25 protein-coding genes are annotated in these 21,087 nt (G+C 63.2%); 7 read left to right on the top strand and 18 right to left on the bottom strand.

The genetic code is table 11. The features are described 5' to 3' along the window. Nucleotides 1-4: 4 nt before the first annotated feature. From BRPE64_RS30220 to napE, 14 genes are read right to left on the bottom strand one after another with little or no spacing between them, the layout of a single operon-like run. Nucleotides 5-1,075: a tetratricopeptide repeat protein gene (locus tag BRPE64_RS30220; protein ID WP_016348814.1), complete on the bottom strand. Its 1,071-nt coding sequence runs from the start codon at nucleotides 1,073-1,075 to the stop codon at nucleotides 5-7. Next, complete coding sequence (locus BRPE64_RS30215; protein ID WP_016348813.1) at nucleotides 1,072-1,470, bottom strand: cytochrome c-type biogenesis protein; 399 nt, start codon at nucleotides 1,468-1,470, stop codon at nucleotides 1,072-1,074. Before BRPE64_RS30215 ends, BRPE64_RS30220 begins: the two co-directional genes overlap by 4 nt. Beyond that, complete coding sequence (locus BRPE64_RS30210) at nucleotides 1,463-2,002, bottom strand: DsbE family thiol:disulfide interchange protein (RefSeq protein WP_016348812.1); 540 nt, start codon at nucleotides 2,000-2,002, stop codon at nucleotides 1,463-1,465. The genes BRPE64_RS30215 and BRPE64_RS30210 overlap by 8 nt, the downstream gene beginning before the upstream one ends. Then, a complete protein-coding gene (locus BRPE64_RS30205; protein WP_016348811.1) occupies nucleotides 1,999-3,990 on the bottom strand; it encodes a heme lyase CcmF/NrfE family subunit in 1,992 nt (663 codons plus the stop codon). Before BRPE64_RS30205 ends, BRPE64_RS30210 begins: the two co-directional genes overlap by 4 nt. Further along, entirely contained in the window at nucleotides 3,987-4,442 is a 456-nt protein-coding gene (gene ccmE, locus BRPE64_RS30200) for a cytochrome c maturation protein CcmE (RefSeq protein ID WP_016348810.1), read from the bottom strand. Before ccmE ends, BRPE64_RS30205 begins: the two co-directional genes overlap by 4 nt. Continuing rightward, entirely contained in the window at nucleotides 4,439-4,579 is a 141-nt protein-coding gene (locus tag BRPE64_RS33520) for a hypothetical protein (RefSeq protein ID WP_016348809.1), read from the bottom strand. Before BRPE64_RS33520 ends, ccmE begins: the two co-directional genes overlap by 4 nt. After that, a complete protein-coding gene (ccmC, locus tag BRPE64_RS30195) occupies nucleotides 4,576-5,316 on the bottom strand; it encodes a heme ABC transporter permease CcmC (protein ID WP_044043944.1) in 741 nt (246 codons plus the stop codon). Before ccmC ends, BRPE64_RS33520 begins: the two co-directional genes overlap by 4 nt. Before the next feature lie 5 nt (nucleotides 5,317-5,321). Continuing rightward, complete coding sequence (gene ccmB / locus BRPE64_RS30190) at nucleotides 5,322-5,990, bottom strand: heme exporter protein CcmB (RefSeq protein ID WP_016348807.1); 669 nt, start codon at nucleotides 5,988-5,990, stop codon at nucleotides 5,322-5,324. Continuing rightward, the gene (gene ccmA / locus BRPE64_RS30185) at nucleotides 5,987-6,616 is read right to left on the bottom strand and encodes a heme ABC exporter ATP-binding protein CcmA (RefSeq protein WP_016348806.1); all 630 of its coding nucleotides are present in this window, start codon (nucleotides 6,614-6,616) and stop codon (nucleotides 5,987-5,989) included. Before ccmA ends, ccmB begins: the two co-directional genes overlap by 4 nt. Before the next feature lie 45 nt (nucleotides 6,617-6,661). Next, nucleotides 6,662-7,264 carry a NapC/NirT family cytochrome c gene (locus BRPE64_RS30180; RefSeq protein ID WP_016348805.1) on the bottom strand — a complete coding sequence of 201 codons (603 nt, stop codon included), beginning with the start codon at nucleotides 7,262-7,264 and terminating at the stop codon, nucleotides 6,662-6,664. Nucleotides 7,265-7,280: 16 nt separating this feature from the next. After that, nucleotides 7,281-7,760, bottom strand: coding sequence for a nitrate reductase cytochrome c-type subunit (locus tag BRPE64_RS30175; RefSeq protein WP_016348804.1), 480 nt, complete (start codon nucleotides 7,758-7,760; stop codon nucleotides 7,281-7,283). A gap of 8 nt (nucleotides 7,761-7,768) precedes the next feature. Next, the gene (gene napA / locus BRPE64_RS30170) at nucleotides 7,769-10,258 is read right to left on the bottom strand and encodes a periplasmic nitrate reductase subunit alpha (RefSeq protein WP_016348803.1); all 2,490 of its coding nucleotides are present in this window, start codon (nucleotides 10,256-10,258) and stop codon (nucleotides 7,769-7,771) included. Continuing rightward, nucleotides 10,230-10,568, bottom strand: coding sequence for a chaperone NapD (locus tag BRPE64_RS30165; protein WP_016348802.1), 339 nt, complete (start codon nucleotides 10,566-10,568; stop codon nucleotides 10,230-10,232). The genes napA and BRPE64_RS30165 overlap by 29 nt, the downstream gene beginning before the upstream one ends. Before the next feature lie 35 nt (nucleotides 10,569-10,603). Further along, on the bottom strand, nucleotides 10,604-10,789 hold the full coding sequence (gene napE / locus BRPE64_RS30160) for a periplasmic nitrate reductase, NapE protein (protein ID WP_016348801.1): 186 nt from the start codon (nucleotides 10,787-10,789) through the stop codon (nucleotides 10,604-10,606). Nucleotides 10,790-11,186: 397 nt separating this feature from the next. On the opposite strand from napE, the gene BRPE64_RS30155 reads away from it, so the two are divergent. Further along, nucleotides 11,187-11,618, top strand: a complete 432-nt coding sequence (locus BRPE64_RS30155; protein ID WP_016348799.1) for a hypothetical protein — start codon at nucleotides 11,187-11,189, stop codon at nucleotides 11,616-11,618. 33 nt (nucleotides 11,619-11,651) lie between these two features. On the opposite strand, the gene BRPE64_RS30150 is transcribed toward BRPE64_RS30155, so the two are convergent. Beyond that, the gene (locus tag BRPE64_RS30150; protein WP_016348798.1) at nucleotides 11,652-11,954 is read right to left on the bottom strand and encodes a hypothetical protein; all 303 of its coding nucleotides are present in this window, start codon (nucleotides 11,952-11,954) and stop codon (nucleotides 11,652-11,654) included. A gap of 156 nt (nucleotides 11,955-12,110) precedes the next feature. Between BRPE64_RS30150 and BRPE64_RS30145 the strand changes: the two genes are divergently transcribed. Further along, nucleotides 12,111-12,428, top strand: coding sequence for an HNH endonuclease (locus BRPE64_RS30145; RefSeq protein ID WP_016348797.1), 318 nt, complete (start codon nucleotides 12,111-12,113; stop codon nucleotides 12,426-12,428). On the opposite strand, the gene BRPE64_RS30140 is transcribed toward BRPE64_RS30145, so the two are convergent. Then, the gene (locus BRPE64_RS30140) at nucleotides 12,420-12,716 is read right to left on the bottom strand and encodes a hypothetical protein (protein ID WP_016348796.1); all 297 of its coding nucleotides are present in this window, start codon (nucleotides 12,714-12,716) and stop codon (nucleotides 12,420-12,422) included. The two genes, BRPE64_RS30145 and BRPE64_RS30140, sit on opposite strands and share 9 nt — an antisense overlap. Nucleotides 12,717-13,186: 470 nt before the next feature. Here BRPE64_RS30140 and BRPE64_RS30135 point away from each other — a divergent pair, with 470 nt between their 5' ends. After that, the gene (locus tag BRPE64_RS30135; protein ID WP_016348795.1) at nucleotides 13,187-14,245 is read left to right on the top strand and encodes an NAD(P)-dependent alcohol dehydrogenase; all 1,059 of its coding nucleotides are present in this window, start codon (nucleotides 13,187-13,189) and stop codon (nucleotides 14,243-14,245) included. A gap of 9 nt (nucleotides 14,246-14,254) precedes the next feature. On the opposite strand, the gene BRPE64_RS30130 is transcribed toward BRPE64_RS30135, so the two are convergent. Further along, nucleotides 14,255-15,169, bottom strand: coding sequence for a LysR family transcriptional regulator (locus BRPE64_RS30130; RefSeq protein ID WP_016348794.1), 915 nt, complete (start codon nucleotides 15,167-15,169; stop codon nucleotides 14,255-14,257). A 100-nt stretch (nucleotides 15,170-15,269) separates the two neighbouring features. On the opposite strand from BRPE64_RS30130, the gene BRPE64_RS30125 reads away from it, so the two are divergent. The 3 genes from BRPE64_RS30125 to BRPE64_RS30115 are packed head-to-tail and all read left to right on the top strand — an operon-like array spanning nucleotide 15,270 to nucleotide 18,260. After that, nucleotides 15,270-16,574: a CitMHS family transporter gene (locus BRPE64_RS30125; protein WP_016348793.1), complete on the top strand. Its 1,305-nt coding sequence runs from the start codon at nucleotides 15,270-15,272 to the stop codon at nucleotides 16,572-16,574. Nucleotides 16,575-16,603: 29 nt separating this feature from the next. Continuing rightward, nucleotides 16,604-17,962: an acyclic terpene utilization AtuA family protein gene (locus BRPE64_RS30120; RefSeq protein WP_016348792.1), complete on the top strand. Its 1,359-nt coding sequence runs from the start codon at nucleotides 16,604-16,606 to the stop codon at nucleotides 17,960-17,962. Next, nucleotides 17,949-18,260, top strand: coding sequence for an AtuA-related protein (locus BRPE64_RS30115; RefSeq protein WP_016348791.1), 312 nt, complete (start codon nucleotides 17,949-17,951; stop codon nucleotides 18,258-18,260). The genes BRPE64_RS30120 and BRPE64_RS30115 overlap by 14 nt, the downstream gene beginning before the upstream one ends. A 91-nt stretch (nucleotides 18,261-18,351) precedes the next feature. Here the strand turns inward: BRPE64_RS30115 and BRPE64_RS34015 are convergent, their stop codons facing one another. Beyond that, nucleotides 18,352-18,777, bottom strand: a complete 426-nt coding sequence (locus tag BRPE64_RS34015) for an aminotransferase class I/II-fold pyridoxal phosphate-dependent enzyme (protein ID WP_084675887.1) — start codon at nucleotides 18,775-18,777, stop codon at nucleotides 18,352-18,354. A gap of 524 nt (nucleotides 18,778-19,301) precedes the next feature. On the opposite strand from BRPE64_RS34015, the gene BRPE64_RS30105 reads away from it, so the two are divergent. Next, the gene (locus BRPE64_RS30105; protein ID WP_016348789.1) at nucleotides 19,302-21,056 is read left to right on the top strand and encodes an FUSC family protein; all 1,755 of its coding nucleotides are present in this window, start codon (nucleotides 19,302-19,304) and stop codon (nucleotides 21,054-21,056) included. Nucleotides 21,057-21,087: the final 31 nt, after the last annotated feature.

The raw sequence follows: 21,087 nt of genomic DNA, 5'->3' as shown, positions 1-21,087 counted from the left end.
GCATTCAACGCACGACATCGGCGATTCTCACGTCGATGACACCTTCCTCTCGCGATGAAACGAGTCCGCTCGATCCGCTCAGATCGCCCGGTTCGGGCTGCGCTTTGCCCGACGCGGACACACGCGCAGCCACGCTGATGCGCGCGAAATCGGAGAGGCGGCGGTTCGGCGCCATCGACATGGAATCGTCCAGACGCACGGTCGTGGGAAGTTGATCCGCTTGCAGCCGTCGCACGGCGAGCGGCATGCGTGATCCGTCGTCGGCGAGCGCGTAGACGAAAACCGTGTCGCCGGGATGAACGCGCCCTTCAAGCTCCGGACTCAGCCGCACCCGTACTTCCACCGAAGCCGAAGCCGAAGCCAAAGCCGCTCGCACGCGCTTGTCTTGCGTGGCGAGCGTGCGCGCTTCATCAATATTGCGCTGCGCCTGCTGCGCGATTTGCGGCGTGAGATCCGGCGCATTTTTCAGGCGCTCCCAGAAGCGAATCGCGCCGTCATAGTCGCGCCGGTCGATTGCCGCCGATGCCGCCAGCGCCAGTGCTTTCGGTTGCTTCGCATCGAGCGCGAGCGCCGATTCGACCACGCCGAGCGCCGCGCCGTTCAGATCGCCAGCGTTGGCGCTGGCCATGGCGTCGGCGTAATCGGCGAGCAGTTCGGCGTCGCGCGGATTCAGTGCGACGGCACGCCGATACGCTTGCGTCGCATCGCCGGGACGGTCGAGCGCCATGTAGGAGCGCGCGAGCATCGCCCAGCCTTGAGCATCGTCGGGCGTGCGTTGCAGTCGCGCGGCGAGACGGCTGACGACGGCTTGCATCGAGCCCGGTGAGTCTGCGTGATTTTCTGAGGGTGACGGCTCCGCCGCGGTCTGAATCGCGAGCGCCGCCGGATCGCCGATGCGCATATACAACGTAAGCGCCGCGCCCGGAACGAGCGCGATCAGTAAGCCCGCCACGGCAGCATGGCGCGGCGCGAACGCAGGCCCGTGTTGCTGTGCGCGAGTGCGCAACAGCGGCGTCACGATGCACGCGAGCGCGGCGAGCATCATGGCGGCGGCGCTCAGCCAGAACGCTGTCATGGCTTCGCGCTCGCAAGTTGCCGCGTTTTGCGGGCACGCCGGATGTGCCGCGCCATCGCGAGCGCGCCCGCCGCCAGCACGGCGAGCGGACCGAACCACAGCGGCCACGTCACCGGTTTGACCGGCGGACGATACAGCACGAAATCGCCGTAGCGCTGCACCATGAACGCCTGAATCTGCTCGTCGCTGGCACCTTGCGCGACTTGCTCGCGAATGCGCGCGCGCAGATCGGCGGCGAGACTCGCGTTCGAATCCGCGAGACTCTGATTCTGGCAAACGACACAGCGGAAGTGCTCGGCGAGCCGGCGCGCGCGTTCGTCGCCGGGCGACTCCTGCGCGTGCGCCTGCGTCTGACTGAGCAGCACGAAAAGTATCGCGAGGAAGCGGCTAATCACGCACCTTCTCCGTTTGCAGTTGGCCGATGAGCGGCAGGATCACGCCATCGAGCGATGCGGGCGTGAGCGGCCCCGCCTGCCGATAGCGCACCACGCCCGCACGATCGATGACGAACGTCTCCGGCACGCCATACACGCCATAGTCGATGCCGGTATGCCCGTCGCGATCGACGAGCGACATCACGTACGGATCGCCCACCGTGGCGAGCCAGTGCAGCGCGGGCTCGCGCTCGTCCTGATAGTTCAGCCCGTAGACGGGCGCCACGCCGCGCGCCGCGAGATTCATCAGCATTGGATGCTCGTCGCGGCACGATTCGCACCACGACGCCCACACGTTCAAGATCCAGACCTGACCGCGCATGGCGTCGGATGACATCGTGCGGTTCGATCCATCGAGACGCGGCAGATCGAACGCGGGCGCAGGCTTGCCGATGAGCGCCGAAGGCAGCCGGCGCGGGTCGTGCCGCAAACCGGCGCCCAGCAGCGCGACGAGCAGCGCGAGCACCGCGAGCGGGATCAGGAAGCGTTTCATCGTCCGGTCTCGCCGATCGGTTGCAGCGCCGAGTCAGCCGACTCAGCCGCCTCTGCATGCGCCGCTTGCGCCGGTTGCGCCGCACGCCGTCGCGCGTAACGCCGGTCCAATGCCGCGAGCAGACCGCCGAGCGCCATCAAAATGCAGCCGCCCCAGATCCAGCGCACGAACGGTTTGATCTGGATGCGCACGCCCCACGCGCCGCCGCCCGCCGGTTGATCGAGCGCGACGTAAAGATCGCGCAGCACGCCTTGATCGATGGCGGCTTCGGTCGTCGGCATGTTCGAGACGAGGAATTCGCGCTTCTCGGGATGCAGCGTTGCGATCAGGCGTCCGTCGCGCGTCACGGTGATGGTGGCGCGCGTCGCGCGATAGTTCGGGCCGTCGATTGCCTCGACGCGGTCGAGACGAAAGCGATAGCCGCCCGCATCGACGGCGCCGCCCGCCATGAGCCGCGCATCGTGCTCGACGGGAAAGCCCTTCACCATCGTCACGCCGACGATGAACACACCGACGCCCGCGTGCGCCAGCCACATGCCGACTGTCGCGAGCCGCACGCGCCGCGCGCCTTGGCCGAAGCGCTCCGCCATACCTGTTGCGATTGTGGCGAATGTCCAGGCGGCGAGCACGAAGCCCAGGCCGACGAGCGGGCGCGACCCGACCATCACGAGCGCAACAAGCGCCGTCGCGACGCTGACGAGCGCGGCCCAGCGCAGCCGCACGGCAAGTGCGGGCAGACGCGCGGCCTTCCATCGCGCGAGCGGCCCGACGCCCATCAGGAAGACGGCGGGCGTCATGAGCGGCACGAACACGCTGTCGAAGTACGGCGCGCCGACGGAAATCTTGTCGAGGCCGAGCGCGTCGAGGACCATCGGATAGAGCGTGCCGAGCATGACCGAGGCGGCCGCGACCAGCATCAGCAGATTGTTCGACAACAACAGCGATTCGCGCGAGACGGTTTCGAAGCCCACCGTCGATGCCGCGCGCGGCGCACGCCATGCAAAGAGCGCAAAGCCGCCGCCCGCGAAGATCGCCAGCAGCGCGAGAATGAAGACGCCGCGCGCCGGATCGGAAGCGAAACCGTGCACCGATGTCACGACGCCCGAGCGCACGAGGAAGGTGCCGAGCAGCGAAAGCGAGAAGGCGCAGATCGCGAGCAGCGCGCTCCACGCACGAAACGCGCCGCGCTTCGCGGTGGCGGCGAGCGAATGAATGAGCGCGGTGCCGACGAGCCACGGCATGAACGATGCATTCTCGACCGGGTCCCAGAACCACCAGCCGCCCCAGCCGAGTTCGTAGTAGGCCCACGCGCTGCCGAGCATGATGCCGAGCGTGAGGAACGTCCATGCCGCAATGGTCCACGGCCGCGACGCGCGCGCCCAGGCCGCGTCGAGCTTTCCGTCGAGCAGCGCGGCGATGGCGAACGCGAACGCCACCGAAAAGCCGACATAGCCCATGTACAACAACGGCGGGTGGATCACCATGCCGGGGTCTTGCAGCAGCGGGTTGAGATCGCGCCCGTTCATCGCGGGCGGCATGATGCGCGCGAACGGATTCGACGTCAGCAACATGAACAGCAGAAAGCCCGCATCGATCCAGCTCATCACGCCGAGCACGCGCGCCGCGAAGCGTGGCGGCAGCAAGCGGCCGGTTAGAGCGACGGCGCTCATCCAGAGCGTGAGGAACAGCACCCACAGCAACAGCGATCCTTCGTGGCCGCCCCAGACCGCCGTTGCGCGATAGATCGCCGGCAGCGCCGAGTTCGAGTTGCCGACGACATAGATGACGGAGAAATCGTCGCCGAGAAACGACGCCGTGAGACAGCCGAACGCAATCGCGACGAAGACGAATTGCCCGCACGCGGCGGGCGCGGCGACGCGCATCCATCGTTCGATGTCGAAGTGCGCGCCGAGCATCGGCAGCGCGCCCGCGACGAGCGCGAGCAGCATCGCGAGAATCAGCGCGAAGTGGCCGAGTTCGGGGATCATCGCCGGGTTCCCGCGTCGGTATTTGCGGAAGCCCGCACATCGCGCAAAGCCCGTTCGACTTGCGGCGGCGTGTATTTTTCGTCGTGCTTTGCGAGGACTTCGTCGGCGTGGAAGCGACCGTCCGCGCCAAGCGTGCCGTGTGCCACGACGCCGCTGCCTTCGCGGAAGAGATCGGGCAGCGCGCCTTCGTAAGTCACGGGTATCGATGCGCGCTCATCCGTCACGATGAAGCGCACGGTGCGCCCGTCCGCATCGCGCACGAGCGAGCCGCGTTCGACCAGACCGCCGAGCCTGAAGCGCCGCGTCTGCGTTTCCTCGTGTGCGGCAATCTGGCTTGGACTGACGAAGAACATCACGTTGGCGCGAAACGCATTCAGCACGAACGCGCATGCCAGCGCCGCGCTCGCGACGCCGAGTGCGATGAGACCGAATCTGCGATGCCGCGCCTTCATCGATGCAACTCCGATTCACGCAGCGCACGACGCACGAGCCACGCTTCCGCGCCCATCAGCAGAAAGGTGATCGCGAGCGCGGCGGACAGGAGCGGGTTGGCGGCGAGCATCGTCAATACGGATTCGAGCGTGATCATGCGGCGCGCTCCTCGATGCGTGAGGGCCGCTCGCCCGCAGGCATGCGTTCGCGGGCGCGCATGATGACGCGCACGCGCGCAAGCGATACGGCGATCGCGTAGGCCCAGAATCCGGCGGTCATGATGCCGATGCCGCTTGCCATCGACGCGGTCATCGCCACGCCGCTGCCGAAGCCGAGCGACGGTCCCTGATGCAGCGTGTACCACCATTGCACGGAGAAATAGATGATCGGGATATTCACGACGCCGATCAGCGCGAGCACGGAACAGGCGCGATCGGCGCGGCGCGAGCCGTCGATGGCTGCGTGCAGCGCAATGAAGCCGACATAGAGAAAGAAGAGGATCAGCTCGGACGTCAGCCGCGCATCCCAGACCCACCATGTGCCCCATGTCGGCTTGCCCCACAGCGCGCCGGAAATGAGCGCAATCGCCGTGAAAAGTGCGCCGGTGGGGGCGAGGGCACGCGCCATCATCGCGCTGAGACGCGTGCGCAGCGCGAGATGCAGCGCGCTATATGCGGCCATGACGACGTAGATGAACATGGACATCCACGCGGCGGGCACGTGTACGAACATGATGCGATAGATGTCGCGTTGCAACGCATCCGCAGGCGCGATGACGAGGCCGATCGCGAGTCCCGCGGCCATCAACACGACCGATGCGATGCCGAAGCACGGCGCGGCGCGCGCGGCGAAGCGTTCGAAGTGACGCGGGGATGCATAGCGGAACGTGTTCATCGGCACTACTCCATCGAGATGCGCAGCGCCGCCGCGCTCGCCCACGGACACAGCCACGATGCGACGCACAGCGCCGCCGCGAGCAGCGAGAAATTCGCGTGCGACCACGCAGCGCCGCCCGCCGGATCAACCGCGCCGACGCCGAACACGAGCACCGGCACATACAGCGGCAGCACCAGAAGCGCGAGCACGACACTGCCGCCGCGCACGCCGAGCGTGAGCGCGGCGCCCATCGAGCCGAGCAGCGACAGCAGTGGTGTGCCGATCAGAAGCGAGCCCATCAGCGTGATAACGGTGCGGGCATCGAGTCCGTATTCGAGCGCGACGAGCGGCGCCAGCACAACGAGCGCGAGGCCGGTCGTGAGCCAGTGCGCGGCGATTTTGCCGAGCACGATGCACGCGAGCGGCTGCGGCGAGAGCAGCATCTGTTCGAGCGCGCCGCTCGCGAAGTCGTTGTTGAATAGCTGTCCCGCCGACAACAACGCCGCGAACAACGCGGTGACCCACAGCACGCCCGGCGCGACCGCGCGCAGCAGCTTCGGTTCGGGACCGATGCCGATAGCGAACAGACTCGACGCGAGCACGAAGAACAGCAGCACCGACAACGTAAGCGTGCGCGCGCGCCAGTGCAGCATCAGTTCGCGGCGAATGACCTGAAGCGTCAGCGCGATCATGCCGCGCTCCGTGCAAGATGCAGATGCCGCGCGTGACCGGAACCGCCAAGCAAAGGACGATGCGTCGTCGCGACGAGCGTGCCGCCTGCGCGCAGATGATCGTCGATACATGAGGCGAACCATGTCGCGCCGGTATCGTCGAGGGCGTCGGTGGGTTCGTCGAGCAGCCAGAGCGGCTTGTTTGCGAGCACGAGCCGTGCGAGCGCGACGCGGCGTCTTTGTCCTTGCGACAAGCGATTCAGGCTCACGTGCAACAGCGGCAATATGCCGGCCTGATCGAGCACGTCGCCGTCATGCTGCACAGCTTTTGCGACGTGCGCGCCGATGAGCGCCGCGAAGCGCAGATTCTCCGCTACGCTCAGATCGCCGTTGAAGCCGTCGGCGTGACCGAGATACGCGAGATCGCGGCGAAAGCGCGCCGGGTCATCGCGCACGTCCGCGCCACGCCACATCACATGACCCGCAACGGGCGGCAGCAAGCCCGCGAGCGCGGCGATCAGCGAACTCTTGCCGCTGCCGTTCGCGCCGTGAATCACGAGCGCCGCGCCGCCATCGACATGCAAATCCACGCCCGCCACGATCGTGCGTTGGCCGCGCATGATGTCGAGTTGCCGGGCGCTCAGCATCGATGTCTCCTTTACGTCGAAATGCAGTGCAGGTCGCGGCGTTCGTTACTTCTTGCTGTTTTCCTGTTCCTGAGCTTTCACCATGTTCGGCAACTCATGCGCGATACCCTTGTGGCAATCGATGCACGTCTTCTCGCCCGTCTCCAGAAAGCGTTGATGCGCCGCCTGTGCGCGCGGGCTTTGTCGCGTGAAGTCCATGTACTGGAACGAATGGCAGTTGCGGCATTCGAGCGAATCGTTCGCCTTGAAGCGCGCCCATTCGTGTTCGGCGAGTTCGAGCCGCTTGTCGAGAAACTTTTCGCGCGTGTTCACCACGCCGAAGATCTTCGCCCACACTTCCTTCGACGCCTGCATCTTGCGCGCGATCTTGTCGGTCCATTCGTGCGGCACATGGCAGTCCGAACACTTCGCGTGCACGCCCGTGCGATTGCTGAAGTGAATCGTGTTCTTAAGCTCCGCATACGTGTTGTCGCGCATCTCGTGACAGCCGGTGCAGAACGCTTCGGTGTTGGTCAGTTCCATTGCCGTATTGAACGCGCCCCAGAAGACCACGCCTGCAATGAAGCCGCCCAGCGTCAGAAAGCCGAGGCTGTAATACAGGCTCGGCCGTCGAATGGTGATCCAGTAGCGCTTGATCAGTTCGCGCATGATGGTGATGGGTCGCTTATCGTTTCTGGTTCTTGGGCGCCTGCTTGATGTCCTCGACGGCGACGAACGAATTGCCGACCAGCGGCTTCGTATCCGCCTGCGGAACGTGGCACTGCGTGCAGAAGTAGCGGCGCGGCGAAAGATGTCCCGACACCGTGCCATCGCGGTCCATGTAATGCGATACCGCGACGGGCACCGCGCCGCTTTCTTCGGCACGGCTGCGCGCGTGACACGCGAGACAGCGGTTGGCGTTCTTGTCGAGCTGATAGTTGTCGATCTTGTGCGGGATGGTCGGCGGCTGCTGCGCGTAGTTGAGGCCGCGTATCACGTCCTTGTTCTCCGTGGGCACGATGAGCGGCGGCTTCGGCTCTTCGTTGAGCGGCGCCGTGCCGCGCAGCGAATCGTGGAACGGCAGGTCCGGTACGGTCGGCTGCGCGATCGCGAGCGCGGCAAGCGCGACCAGCGGAACGATGACGACGGCGAGCAGCGTGCGCATAGGTGCTCCTAGGCCTGAACCCGGACGATCCGGACCGCGCACTTCTTGAAGTCGGTCTGGAAGGAGATCGGGTCGGTGGCGTCGAGCGTGACCTTGTTGATGAGTTGACTCGAATCGAACCACGGCACGAAGACGAGCCCGCGCGGCGGCTTGTCGCGGCCGCGTGTCTCGATGCGCGTGCGCATCTCGCCACGTCGCGAGATCACGCGCACTTCGACGCCGCGCCGCAGACCGAGCGCTTTCGCATCGTCGGGATGCATGAAGCACACCGCGTTCGGGAACGCACGATACAGCTCGGGCACGCGACGTGTCATCGAGCCGGAATGCCAGTGTTCGAGCACGCGTCCGGTCGCGAGCCAGAACGGATACTCCTTGTCCGGCGACTCGGCCGGCGGTTCGTACGGCAAGGCATAGATCACGGCGCGGCCGTCGGTATTGCCATAGAACTGCCAGCCCGTTCCGGCCTTCACATACGGATCGGAGCCTTCCTTGTAACGCCGCAACGTTTCCTTGCCGTTTACGACCGGCCAGCGCAGTCCGCGCGCCTGGTGATAGTTGTCGAACGGCGCGAGATCATGGCCGTGGCCGCGCCCGAAGCTCGCGTATTCCTCGAACAAGCCCTTCTGGATATAGAAGCCGAAGGCCTTGGCTTCGTCGTTGCGATACTTCGCGTCTTCCTGCGACGACGGAAATTTGTCGACCTGACCGTTGCGGTAAAGCACGTCGTAGAGCGTTTTGCCCTTGTATTCCGGCTTCTTCGCGATCAACTCGGCAGGCCAGACTTCCTCCACCTTGAAGCGTTTGGAAAACTCGACGATCTGCCACAGATCCGAGCGCGCCTGCCCCGGCGCTTCGACCAGTTGATGCCAGAACTGCGTGCGGCGCTCCGCGTTGCCATAGGCGCCTTCCTTTTCGACCCACATCGCGGATGGCAGGATCATATCGGCGGCAACGGCCGTGACGGTCGGATAAACATCCGACACCACCACGAAGTTCGACGCATTGCGATAACCCGGCAGCCCCTCGTTGTTCATGTTCGCGGCGGCCTGCATGTTGTTGTTGACCATCACCCAGTAGGCGTTGATCTTGCCGTCGCGCAGCATGCGGTTTTGCAGCACCGCGTGAAAACCGGGCTTGTCGGGAATGGTTCCCTCCGGCAGCTTCCAGATGTGCTCCGCTTCCTCGCGATGCTTCGGGTTGGTGACCACCATGTCAGCCGGCAAACGATGCGAGAACGTGCCGACTTCGCGCGCCGTGCCGCATGCGGACGGCTGGCCCGTCAGCGAGAACGGACTGTTGCCGGGCGTTGCGATCTTGCCCGTCAGCAGATGCAGGTTGTAGACCATGTTGTTGGCCCACGTGCCGCGCGTGTGTTGATTGAAGCCCATCGTCCAGAACGACACGACGCGCGTCTTCGGATCCGCGTACAACTGCGCGAGCTGATCCAGCTTGGTCTTCGGCACGCCCGACAGCTTCGTCACATAAGAGGCGTCGTAACGCGAGACGAACTGCGCGAACTCGTCGAAGGTGATCGGCTGCGAACCGTTCGGGTCGCCCGCGTTCTTCGCGGCTTTCTGCGGCGGATGATCGGGTCGCAAGCCATAGCCGATATCGGCATTGCCCTTCTTGAACACCGTATGCTTTTCGATGAACTCGCGATTCACCTTGCCGTTCTTGATGATGTAATTCGCGATGTAATTCATGATCGCGAGATCGGACTGCGGCGTGAAGACGATCGTCTGATCGGCGAGATCGAACGAACGATGCTCGAACGTCGACAGCGTGACAACGCGCACGTTCGGGTCCGACAGACGGCGTGCGGTCACGCGCGTCCACAGCACCGGATGCATCTCGGCCATGTTCGAGCCCCACAGCACGAAGGCATCGGTTTCTTCGATGTCGTCGTAGCAGCCCATCGGCTCATCCATGCCGAAGGTGCGCATGAAGCCCGTCACCGCCGAAGCCATGCAATGCCGCGCGTTCGGGTCGATGTTGTTGCTGCGAAAGCCGGCCTTCATCAGCTTGACGCCGGCATAGCCTTCCCACACGGTCCATTGCCCCGAGCCGAACATGCCGACCGCAGTCGGCCCCTTGTCCTTCAGCACGCGCTTGAAGTGTTGGGCCATCACGTCGAAGGCCGTGTCCCACGAAACGGGCGCGAATTCGCCGTTCTTGTCGAACTGACCGTTCTTCATGCGCATGAGCGGCGTGGTCAGGCGGTCCTGCCCGTACATGATCTTCGAGAGGAAATAGCCCTTGACGCAGTTCAGTCCGCGATTGACTTCGGCTTGCGGGTCCGCCTGCGTCGCGACCACCTGATTGCCCTTGACCCCGACGAGCACGCCGCAACCGGTGCCGCAGAAGCGACAGGGCGCTTTCGACCAGGCGATGTCATCGCCTGCGGCGACGGCTTGCGTGCCGGGCAGCGTGATGCCCGCGGATGCGGCGGCCGTGGCGGCCGCCGTTTGCTTAATGAACGCGCGACGAGTCAGTTTCATCGGCGATTTCCTCGCTCAGCGGATCCACATGCTCGTGATGCTGATAGACGAGCGCGGTGCTCACGACGTCCGGTAGGGCCTGAACCGCGTGCAGCAATTCGGCGACATAGAACGAGCGATTTCCTTCGAGTGTGAGAACGATTCTTCCGTCGGCATTGAACCCGTGCACTTCGGCGCCGGGCAATTCCGCAAGATGCTCCGCGACGCGTTTCAGGCTTTCTATCCGGGCGTATACAACGACGCCCGCGACGTGAAACTCATCAGAGTTGTCCGTCTGATCGTCGAAACGATCGTGGGTATCGACGGGCATGCGCGTCCCTTTATTGAAATAGTCGCGGTGATTTTTCAATGATGCGGCGGTCCGCCTACCAGCATCTGATAGAACCAGACGGCGAATCCATACGCGGCAATGAACATGACCGTGAGCACGGGAACCATCACGACGGTCAGAAACAGAAAGCTGCGCAGTTCCTCTGATTTGCGAATTTCGTTTTTCTCGTCCAGGGGACGCGTATCGGATTCGCTCGGCATTGTGGGATGGCCAGCACGAAGGATGACTTCATTGTTGGTAGATGCAATGCGTCTTTTCAAGCTTAAATTGGCGGGACGTATGAAGCGATTTGCGCAACGGTTTATTAATTCAAGGCGCGGTCGAATTGAATCGTGTGCGATCTGTTGCAGTTCGCAAAATGATTGAGCGACGTGTTGGCGATTGCCGCGGATGCGCCCGAAATGCATGAGCAAACAAGCAATGCGATGAGGGTCTGATCCTTCCCTCGCGCGGGATCGAAATCGTTCGAGGCATCGTGCATTCGGTACGTAACGTTGAATTGCCTTTTCGGCGCATCGCGTTTCGTCAAGTTCCGAGCAGCGCGCATGCATCGACGTCCTAGAATTTGCGCATCTTCAATACCACGCACTCAACATCATGCCGACCCGGCTCGAATTCGATACCCCCGAAGGACGCACATCCCTACCGATCAATGACGTGCAATTCATGGCCTACGACGCAGGCGAACTCGCGATGGAGTCGATGCGCGCGTTCGTCGAGCGCATGCGCCTGATCGGCTTCGGCGATCTTGCCGAACACTACGCACGACAACTCGCACAGAACGCGGTGTCGATCATGGAGCTTCGCGAGGCGCGCGAGGACGCGGAAGCGTTGGTCGCGCGCAAGGAAGAGTGCACCGTGATTGCGGATTCGATCTCGCCGCGCCTCGAACATCTGCGCCAAGTCATTACGCGCACGCACGTTGAAATGCGCGAGAGCGTCGACCGTTTGGCCGCGTTGTCCGCTGCATGCGACCACGCGTTGCGGCAGATTCCGGGTTATCGGCCGCCCATGCGCCGGGTGCGTTGAAAACGGAACGCGCGTTGAACGCGCGCTGGTCGCTCAACCGCCCGAATATTTCCGCAGCAGCGCGTTCACATCGATATGTTGCCCTTGCAACAACAAAAGACGCGCATGCAGCACGAGATTTTCCAGCAGCAGCAGCGCGGTGGTCAGCATGTAGGTGAGATTGACGTCGCCGGGATTGAGGCCGCTCGCCTGCAGCTTTCGATGCTTGTCGACGAGCGCGGTCATGACGAGGCTGCGCAATTCGGGTTCACCGAACGGAAGATCGCCGTAATCGACGGGATCTTCCCGTTCCAGTTCCGCAAGCATGCCCGTCAATTCGCTGATGGTCACTTCCATGGCTTCTCCGGCTAGAGGACTGCGTGGACGGTGAACAGCGTCTTCATGTTGCCATGCCTGTGCGCAAAATAAAACGACTCGATGCATCGCTGTGCGTCGCGGCGCATCGCGGCGTAAACTCGCCAGGACCCGAGAGTTTGCAGAGCGAGAAACGCGATGGCGAAGCGCACCCCGGAACCGTGGTATCACCCGCCGCAGGAAGAAGTCTGCGCGCTATGCGGGCGTCCGGTGCCGTCGGCGGAACGTGACTTGCATCATCTGGTGCCGAAGTCGCACGGCGGCAGGCACACGGCGGTGCTGCATCGCATATGTCATCGGCAATTGCATGCGCTCTTCACGGAGAAAGAACTGGCGCAACACTATGCCACCGTGGATGCGTTGCTCGCGCACGAGGCGGTGCGCAGTTTCGTCGAATGGGTGCGGACCAAGCCGAACGGGTTCCATGAGCGCACGCGGCGTGCGCGTTCACGCTGACGCTGCCTGCTCCCGCGCACACGATGTCTCCTCGCGATAAGCCGTCATGCCGAAGCGCTGCAAGATGAAATTCTCGACGACGAGAAACAGGTCCGCTTCACGCGGCCGCGTGCCCCAGCGGCTGTTGCCCGCCACCGACGCCACCGCGAACCACGAATGCGGCGGAAACATTTCGACGCGCAACATGCCGCGCTCGAAAATCCTGAGACGCCCCGTATCGATGTGAAACTCGGCGCTGACCGCGCCTCCCGGCATGTCGATGCTCGCCGTGATTGCCTTCGCCTTCATGGTCTCGCTCTCTCAGTGTGTCGGTGCCGCAATGTCGCGTGCCGTTCGGCCGCCCGCCGATCGAATGGTTCGTAAGCAGGCGCCGGGCGCGCGAGCCGCCCGGCGCCGCGCGAAAAGATTCGTCGTCTCCGCGCGCATGACTACCTTAAGTCGCGCGCCGTCATCGAACAATCCCGATTAAGCAGGGAGTGGACGGTAGGGCTCACGATTGTCAATTTCTCCAGCGATGCTGTATGCTCCGCGCCGTTTCTGCACGGAATGACCTATAGGCATACAGTACTGGCGTTGCATGTCGCCGCCGAAATATCGGCGCGATCGGCAAGTCATCCGCAACATGGGCGGTGAATGACGGCGACCGTTCGCTGCCGCACATAAGCCATCACCCGGCACGTCTCATCGGCTGCGCTTTTCCATCGCGAAAAGGCGCCGCGTTCGTTCACACAAGAGTCAAATCAAAGAGGGAAGCAAACATGCTGAAAGCCTATTCCTATGCCGCGTCCGCAACCGACAAACCGCTCGGCCCGTTCGAAATAAATCGTCGCGATGTCGGCCCGAACGATGTGCGCATCGACGTTCTTTTTTGCGGCGTGTGTCACTCCGACCTGCATATGGCGCGCAACGAATGGGGCGGCACGAACTATCCGGTGGTGCCGGGACATGAGATTGTCGGGCGCGTCGTCGAGGTCGGCTCGGATGTGACGAAGTTCAAGGCGGGCGATCTCGCGGGCGTCGGCTGCATGGTCGACTCCTGCCGCGTGTGCGATGCCTGTCAGGAAGGGCTTGAACAATTCTGCGACGGTCCGGACAGCTTTATCCAGACCTACAACTCGCCGGACCGCAAATCGGGCGGCGTGACTTATGGCGGCTATTCGACGGCGATGGTCGTCGATGAAGCATTCGTCCTGCGCGTGCCCGGCAATCTCGAACTCGCGGCGGTCGCACCGTTGCTGTGCGCGGGCATCACGACTTACTCGCCGCTGCGTCACTGGAAGGTGCAGAAGGGGCACAAGGTGGGCGTCGTGGGTCTCGGCGGCCTCGGGCACATGGGCGTGAAGATCGCCGCCGCGATGGGCGCGCATGTCGTGCTCTTCACGACATCGCCGGGAAAGATCGAAGACGCGAAGCGTCTGGGCGCGCATGAAGTGGTGATCTCGAAAGATCCGGATCAGATGGCCGCGCATGCCAACAGCTTCGACTTCATTCTGAACACGGTGGCCGCGCCGCACGATCTCGATCAGTTCATGACGCTGCTCAAGCGCGACGGCACGATGACGCTGGTCGGCGTGCCGGAGCATCCGCATCCGTCGCCTTCCGTGATGAACATGATCTTCAAGCGTCGCTCGCTGGCCGGGTCGCTGATTGGCGGCATCGCGGAGACGCAGGAAATGCTCGACTTCTGCGCCGAACACGGCATCACGTCCGACATCGAAATGATTCGCATGGACGAGATCAACACCGCTTACGAACGCATGCTGAAGAGCGACGTGAAGTACCGCTTCGTGATCGATATGTCGACGATGTCGAAGTAAGCTCGCGGTTCAGCGGGGCGCGTTCATCGTCGCGCGCATGCGCTCGACGAAGCGCTCCGTCACCGCCGGCAACGTGCGGCCACGCTTCTTCACGAGCGCGATCGGCCGCACGAACGCCGGATGATCGATCGGCCTCACGACAAGTCCCGGCTCCGCGCGCACCTCGCGCGCGGTTTCCGGCAGGATCGTCACGCCGAGACCGCCGCGCACCATCGCGACGGCGGTCATCATGTAAGTCGGCTCGCACGCAATCTCCAGCGTTTTTCCCGTTTCGCCGAGCGCCGCATCGACGACCGCGCGCACGCTCGTGCCCGGCGCGGTGAGCACGAGCGGCAGACGCGCGAGATCGTCCGGCACGACACGGCGTTTCTTCGCTAGCGGATGTCCGCGCGGACACACGGCAACGAGCCGGTCCACGCCTGCGTGCAGCACCTCCAGCAGCGGATCGGCCCAATCGCCACCTGCGCCACCTGCGCCACCCGTCAGGCCGATATCCGCTTCCTCGCCGCGCACGAGCGCATTCACCGTGCTCGCCACCACGTCGCGAATCTCGAACGCGACGCGCGGCACCTCGCGCTTCATGCCGATGATCAACTCGGGCAACACGCTCGCCGCGAACGTCGGCAGGCAGGCGATGCGGATCGTGCCGCTTTCGCCGACGCCCATCGCGCGCGCGTCGCGCAACACGCTCTCCATGTCGCGCAGCGACTTGCGCAAGAGCGGCAGCAGTTCGCGGCCCGTCGGCGTCAGCGCGACATTGCGGCTATTGCGATCGAAAAGCCGCGCGCCGACCACTTCCTCAAGCCTGCGTATTTGCACCGTGAGCGCGGGTTGCGACAGATGCAGCCGCTGCGCCGCACGCGTGAAGCTGCCCGCCTCGGCCACGGCGACGAGCGCCCGGATATCGCGAAGATTCAGATCCATTATGGTTCGTGATGGCTGCGATCAAATCATTTCAATTGTGTTATCGCCGCTTCGACCATACGCTCGACCTCATCAAAAGACAATATTCGGAGACAAAGCCATGCTGCCTTTATTGGGGCTCGCCACTATCGTCGTCCTGCTCGGGGCGATTCTGTCCAAACGCATGTCGCCGCTCGTTGCGCTCATCATCGTGCCGATTGCGGCGTCGTTGATCGGCGGCTTCGGCTTGCAGACGAGCAAATTCGTCATCGACGGATTGAAGAGCCTCGCGCCCGTCGTCGGCATGTTCGTGTTCGCGATTCTCTATTTCGGCACGATCACGGATGCGGGCACGCTCGATCCGATCATCGACCGCATCCTGCGCGCGGTCGGCACGAAGCCGACGCGCATCGTGATGGGCACGACGCTGCTCGCGCTGCTGATCCATCTCGACGGCTCGGGCGCGGTGTGCTTTCTCGTGACGATTCCCGCGATGCTGCCGCTCTACGACCGCCTCGGCATGGACAAGCGCGTACTGGCCGCGGCCGTTTCGATGGCGGCGGGCATCAACTTCCTGCCGTGGACCGGGCCGATGATCCGCGCATCCGCGTCGCTGCATCTGCCGATTTCGGCGCTTTTCAATCCGCTGATTCCGGTACAGGCAATCGGCCTCGCGTTCGTGTTCGGCATGGCGTGGTGGCTCGGCCGCCGCGAGGAAAAGCGCCTCGGGCTGTCGGGCGCGAAAGGCTCCGTGCCGGTGCCCAAGCGCGAACTCACGCCTGAAGAACAGGCGCTGCGCCGCCCGAAAAACTTCTGGTTCAACATCGTATTGACGATTGTCGTGCTCGGCACGATGGTCGTGATGGGCGAAAAGATTCCGCCCGCGATCATGTTCATGGTCGGGCTGTGCATCGCGTTGATGGTGAATTACCCGAACGTCGACATGCAGCGCAAGCGTATCGACGCCCACGCGCGCGCCGCGCTGATGATGGCGGGCATCCTGCTCGCGGCGGGCGTATTCACTGGCGTGATGCAGGGCAGCGGCATGCTGAAGGCGATGGCGCAGTCGGCCGTGGGCTTCGTGCCGCCCGCGATGGCCGGACATATTCCCGTCGTGCTCGGCCTCGTGTCGATGCCGCTCTCGATGCTCTTCGATCCCGATTCGTTCTATTTCGGCGTGCTCCCCGTGATTGCCGAAGTGGCGGCGCAACTCGGCGTGCAGCCGGTGCATGTCGGTCAGGCGGCGCTGCTCGGCCAGATGACGACCGGCTTTCCCGTGAGTCCGCTTACGCCCGCGACGTTTCTTGTCGTCGGCTTGTGCGGCATTGATCTCGCGGATCATCAGAGATTCACATTCCCGCTTCTGTTCGGTGCCTCGATCGTCATGACGATTGCGTGCGTCGTGCTGGGCGTGTTCCCGCTTTAATCCAGACTTAATTCAGACCGGACGACGTCATGAAAGACACCATCAGAATTGGCGCGGGCGCGGGCTATTCGGGCGACCGCATCGAGCCGGCCGTCGAACTCGCGGAGCACGGCGCGCTCGACTATCTCGTGTTCGAGTGCCTGGCCGAGCGCACCATCGCGATTGCGCAGCAAACCCGCCGCAACGATCCCGAACTCGGCTACGACCCGCTTCTTGAAGCACGCATGCGCGCCGTTTTGCCGGTCGCGGCGAAGAACGGCGTGCGCATCGTCTCCAACATGGGCGCGGCCAATCCGCGCGCGGCGGCACGCAAGACGGCGCAGATCGCGCGCGAACTCGGCCTCGGCAAACTGAAGATCGCGGCCGTCAGCGGCGACGACGTGCTCGACATCGTCCTTCGTTCGCCGTTGCGCTTCGAGGAAAGCGGCGACGATGTGAGCGCCTACGCGTCGCGTATCGTGTCGGCGAATGCGTATCTCGGCGCGACGCCGATCGTCGGTGCGCTCGCGGCGGGCGCGGATATCGTGCTGACGGGGCGCGTGGCGGATCCGTCGCTGTTCACCGCGCCGCTCATCCACGAATTCGGCTGGCGCATGGACGACTGGAACACGCTCGGGCAGGCGACGGTCGTCGGTCATCTGCTCGAATGCGCGGGACAGGTGACGGGCGGCTACTTCGCCGACCCGGGCTACAAGGACGTGCCGGGTCTTGCGCGCCTCGGCTTTCCTATCGGCGAAGTGAGCGCGGATGGCGCGGTCGTCGTGACGAAGGTGGCGCACGCGGGCGGCGGCGTGACCGAGGCGACCTGCAAGGAACAACTGCTGTACGAGATTCACGATCCGGCGCGCTACTTTCAGCCGGACGTCGTCGCGGATTTCACGCAGGTTCGCGTTGCGCAGGAAGCGAAAGACCGCGTGCGCGTTACGGGCGGACGCGGCGGCGCGCGTACCGGCACGCTGAAGGTGTCGGTCGCTTACGTCGATGGCTACATCGGCGAAGGACAAATCTCCTACGGCGGACCGGGCGCGCTGGCACGCGCGCGGCTTGCGCTCGACATCGTGCGCGAACGTCTTGCGATCATGGGCGTCGACACGAGCGAACTGCGCTTCGATCTGATCGGCGTGAACGCGCTATACGGCGATGCGCTCGCCGCGCATCACGACGAACCTGCCGAAGTGCGCGTGCGCGTGACGGGCCGCACGGCGAGCGCGAAAGAGGCGGGGCGTATCGGCAACGAGGTCGAGACGCTGTACACCAACGGACCGGCGGGCGGCGGCGGCGTGACGAAGGCGACGCGCGAAGTCATCGCGGTGCAGTCCGTGCTGCTTGCGCGCGAGCATGTCAAACCCGTTTTCGAATTCGTGGAGGCCGACGATGAAGCTGCGTGAACTGGCACATGGCCGCACCGGCGACAAGGGCAACACGCTCAATGTATCGGTGATCTGCTTCGACGCGCGGCACTACGCGCATCTGCGCGCGCAACTGACGCCGGAGCGCGTGAAGGCGCATCTCGCCGATGTCGTCAAAGGCGATGTCGTGCGGTATGAACTGCCGCTTTTGAATGCGTTCAACTTTGTGCTTGGGCACGCGCTTGGCGGTGGTGTCACGCGTTCGCTCGCGCTGGATGCGCATGGAAAGACGGTGAGTTCGGCGTTGCTGGATATGGAGATCGATGGGCCTGTGTGAATGCGATCGTGCTCATGTCTTCGATTGGTTGGGCGCGGTGCGTCTGCAGCACCTTCGATCGACTGACCGATGAGTGTCGGCTTTTGGCCGACTATTGACTCATGCGCGTTGCGTGAATGTGCCAGCGAGTGGCCGCGAGCGACCGGCTCAAGGGGACCAATGCTGCCTCGACGGCAGCTCTGAGGTGTGGAACGGCCTTCCAGCTAGTATCTCTATCGATGTAGGTGTCGCCGGCCATAACGAGCTTATGTTCGTGTTCGAGCAGGACATCGACGAGCGCGCGCAGTTCTTCGGGCGTATAGACCAGGCCGGCCGGATTGTTCGACGAGTTGAGGATGACCCAGCGTGTCTTCGGTCCGATGGCAGCGCGCAGATCGTCAGAGCAGGCTCGGTCATCAAAACATCCATCCATAACTATCGAGCCCCCAGTCGGCGAATTCAGTTCGTGGTTGCTTGCCAGGGCCAAGTCCACTAGCGTCACCGCTGCGAAGCGCTCAATCTGATTAAATCTCGCCAAATAACATTCCGCCGAAACCAGATTGCCGACCTGTCAACGCGTGCATCATCGAACTCAACACGATGATCCGGTCGAAGTCGCGCAAGCGCGACGCTTCGATTTTTCTCCGTGGCGGACGTCCGAAAAGACGGCGTGCGCACGTGTATGGTTGTTGCGCGAGCAAAGCTTCAAGAACTGGCGTTCGCACAACAATCTTGCATGAACTCGCTTTTATGGATGCGAAAACAACCACTGTTAGGACCTCGACAGTCTCACACGCCTTTACGGTAATATGAAAATTCTTGTGGTGAACTTTGCATCACGCTACCCGAAGCTAGCGCCAGCCTTCGCTCAAGTGCAAGCGCCACTAGGCGCCGTACGTATACGTCGCTCGGTAATCTTCATCGCAGCAATGTTAGTTTGAATCGGGAGGGCTGGAATTGCCTTTCAAAAGGCCGCGGGCCGTACCAACGCCGGCTTGCACGAACGTGCTTTTCGCTTGCAGGCAACGCACAAACCGATGATCGGGTTCTCAACTGACTGATATGCGCGCTGCCGAGTCCAAAACCGCTGCGCTGCTGAGCCTCGCCAATCCGAGATGGCCGATCGCATGCCGCGCAGCTTTGAGCCTCGGCATCCCGCTATTGCTTTCATGGCTAATCGATGGCGATCTTTCCTACGGACTTGTTGCGACGCTGGGTTCATTCACATCGCTCTATGCATCGGATCGACCCTATCGTAATCGTGCGTTTGTGCTTGCCGGTATCGCTATAAGCTTCGCTGCAGCGGTGACGGCCGGCGTCGCGGTGCAAAGTTTGCCGCATGCCGCGGTTCCGTTGGTTGTCGGCATCGCAACGCTTGCGAGCTTTTTCTCGGCCTCGTTGAAGATTGGTCCGCCAGGCGCCTATATGATCGTTCTCGCCTGCGCCGCCGGGACCGCGATGCTCGTGACCAGTCTTCCCCTGAGCCATGTTTTTCTTCTCATTCTCGCGGGAGGCGCGATTTCGTGGCTAACACACATGGCTGGCGCGTTGGTCGCGCCGAGACGTCCGGAACGCGCCGCGCTCGTCAATGCGGCGAATGCAGTTGCGCACCTGCTCGAGATGGTGGACGAACGCGCGCGGGAGATCGCACGCCATTCGGCTGCACTTGCCTTGCATGAAATTTGGGTCGCACTGGTGAACCGTCAACCGAAGGATGTTCGAGGCGACGGGACGATAACCATGCTCCGCGCTCTTGGGCTCGAGTTGCATCTGATCTTTGCCCGTTGCAACTGCTCGCGTGACGGAACGGCTGAACAAGACCGTGTTCGACAGATTGCTTCCCTGGCCTGCACGCAAACAACCGTCGATACCACCATGTCGCGCCTGCCGCTTGGACAGTTTCGCGCGGTGGAGCGAATCGCAAGGGACGCGCGCTTTGGAACGAGCGCATGGAACATTGCGTTGCGGGTCGGCATTGCAGTGGCGATTGCAGGCTCGCTTGGCGAAATGCTCGGCCTCACGCGCGCTTATTGGGCAATGGCCGCCGCCACGCTAGTACTGCATCAGGGGCTGAATCTTCAGGCGTCTTTGCGAAGAAGCATCGATCGAACCTTAGGCACGCTCGTCGGTATCGGCCTCGCGGCACTCGTGCTCGTACTGCATCCCACTGGCCTGTCGCTCATTGCGACGCTCATGGCGCTGCAGTTTCTCGTCGAACTGCTAGTCGTGCGCAAGTACGCTTTTGCCGTCATCTTCGTGACCGCGATAGCGCTCACGATCGCGTCGGGCGGTCATGCGATCAAAGACCCTGAAGCACTGTTGATCGCGCGCGGCGTCGATACTCTGGTCGGTTGTGCAGTGGGTCTACTCGTGTGTGCTGCGTCAAACATCGGATGGCGTACGCGATCATCACTCACTGCGATGCTTTCGCTGATTGCGTGCATGCGTCCCGTGCTGGGCTACCTTCAGACAGCAGCAGTTACAAGCGACGAAGCCTTGCGTTCGCGCCAAAGTTTGCAAGACGAAGCATTCTCGGTAATGATCGCGCTGGACGTGCATCCGGAGATCGAATCCGTTGTCATGCGCGCACAAAGACTCGCCTATCTGATCTCCGGTGCGGCGTGGCTCGTGCAAATGCGCGAAATCGACCCGGAACGCGCTCAATGTACGGACCTGCAACGCACCGACACCATTCTGGCCGCGATTCTCACTGACCCACCTGCCACGCTCGATGAGTCGGTCAGTATTAAGCTAGCGCGTGCGGCTGAGTCTATCGAAGCATGGCTAGACAACGATACGAAGCGATACTCCTCCTGACCCGTCCCGGGCGTTGGAAGAAGCTTCTGAG

It is taken from the genome of Caballeronia insecticola (assembly GCF_000402035.1).
Classification (GTDB): Bacteria; Pseudomonadota; Gammaproteobacteria; order Burkholderiales; family Burkholderiaceae; genus Caballeronia; species Caballeronia insecticola.
Note: the sequence above shows the minus strand (reverse complement) of the source record. Positions and strands in the feature narration are given on the sequence as shown.